Source organism: Aquabacterium sp. (assembly GCF_049274795.1).
Classification (GTDB): Bacteria; Pseudomonadota; Gammaproteobacteria; order Burkholderiales; family Burkholderiaceae_C; genus Aquabacterium.
Genome location: NZ_JBASTH010000118.1, coordinates 1 through 1,663 on the forward strand (window position 1 = coordinate 1; position 1,663 = coordinate 1,663).

Genomic DNA, 1,663 nt, shown 5'->3' on the forward strand with positions numbered 1-1,663 from the left:
GCCTCGTCCAGGGTCTGCAGGAAGCGCGCGATCTCCAGCGGCTTGGTCACGTAGTGCAGCGCACCCAGGGTCAGCGCTTCCTGCATGCGTGCCGTCGTGGCGTCGGCCGAGACGACGATGACCGGGATGTCGGCGACGTCGTCATCGTTTTTCAGGTGGCGCAGCAGCTCCAGGCCGCTGATGTCGGGCAGCTGCATGTCGAGCAGGATCAGGTCGGGCCGGCGCTGGCGGATCGCGCTCAGCCCGTCCAGGCCGATCATCGACACCTCGAGCAGGATCTGCGGCCGCTGCAGCAGCATGCCGCGCATGACCTCGACGTTGGTCTCGTTGTCCTCGATGTAGCAGGCCGTTGAAAAATCCTTCGCCGCCGCCCGTGTGGGCCGCTACGATCTGAAGCCATCCAAGAACGACCCAGACAAGAAAGATGAGAGGCAACCAAGACTTCCAGGGGGCGATGTTCAGCTACATCAGCCTTGAAGAGCGCGTGCCAGCGTCACACCCGCTGCGCAAGTTGCGCGCCGTGGTCGATGCGCTGCTGGCGACGATGCACAGCGAGTTCGAAGCGGTGTATGCCCGCCGCGGGCGCCCCTCGGTGCCGCCCGAGATGCTGCTCAAGGCCTTGCTGCTGCAGATCCTGTTCTCCATCCGCAGTGAGCGCCAGTTGGTCGAAGCGGTCAACTACAACCTGCTGTATCGCTGGTTCGTGGGCCTGAACATCGAAGACAAGGTCTGGGACCACTCCACCTTCAGCGCCAACCGCGAACGCTTGTTCAGCGAAGACCTCGCCCGTGCCTTCTTCGAGCGCGTCAAGCTCAGCGCCCAGTGGGGGCGGCTTGCCAGCGACGAGCACTTCAGCGTGGACGGCACGCTCATCGAAGCCTGGGCCTCGCACAAGAGCTTCAAGCGCAAAGACGATGACAGCGACACGCCGCCCGGACGCAATCCCGAGGTGGACTTCAAAGGGCAGGAGCGCTGCAACGACACCCACCAAAGCACCACGGACGCCGATGCACGGTTGTTCAAGAAGAGCGCGGGTGACAAGTCCCGCCTGTGCCACATGGGGCACATCCTCATGGAGAACCGCAACGGGCTGATCGTGGATGTCGAGATCACCCACGCCAGTGGCACCGCCGAGCGCGAAGCGGCGCTGGCCATGCTGGGGCGCCGGGGCAACATGAACAAGCGGGCCACGGTCGGTGCCGACAAAGGCTACGACAGCAAGGCCTTCATCAAGGGCTGCCGCCGGCTTTTGGTCACGCCACACGTGGCGGCCAAGGACAAGCACTCGGCCGTCGATGGCCGCATCAAGCGCCACGAGGGTTACAAGGCCAGTCTGAAGGTGCGCAAGCGCATCGAGGAGGCCTTTGGCTGGATCAAGACAGTGGGTGGTCTGGCCAAGACCAAGCTGATCGGTCAGGCCAAGCTCGCGGGCCAGGCGCTGCTGTGCTTTGCCACCTACAACCTGGTGCGCATGGGCAGTCTGGGTGGCTGGTGGGACGCGCATCATGCGTGAGCCATGGGATACGTGCGCCCGAAACGGGCAAAACGGCCTGCAAACAGGCCGAAATGGCCCTCGAATTCGTTCCGTAGGCGCGTCTGGGCGACTTGCTTCTTCGAAATCCTCGACCCTGGCGCGTTCGATGAGCATTTTTTCAACGGCCTG

Annotated in this window: 2 protein-coding genes; one reads left to right on the forward strand and one right to left on the reverse strand. The window is 63.7% G+C overall.

Going from position 1 to position 1,663, the window contains the following annotated elements; all coding sequences use genetic code 11:
- Nucleotides 1–308 (reverse strand): response regulator (locus WAQ08_RS19360; protein WP_422193923.1); only part of this gene is annotated, 308 nt, incomplete at its 3' end.
- Between the two features lie 116 nt (nucleotides 309–424).
- On the opposite strand from WAQ08_RS19360, the gene WAQ08_RS19365 reads away from it, so the two are divergent.
- Complete coding sequence (locus WAQ08_RS19365) at nucleotides 425–1,513, forward strand: IS5 family transposase (RefSeq protein ID WP_422193924.1); 1,089 nt, start codon at nucleotides 425–427, stop codon at nucleotides 1,511–1,513.
- Nucleotides 1,514–1,663: the final 150 nt, after the last annotated feature.

What these genes read in the sequence shown, in the direction of transcription:
- WAQ08_RS19365 (WP_422193924.1), top strand. Translation starts at nt 425, where the DNA reads ATGAGAGGCAACCAAGACTTCCAGGGGGCGATGTTCAGCTACATCAGC.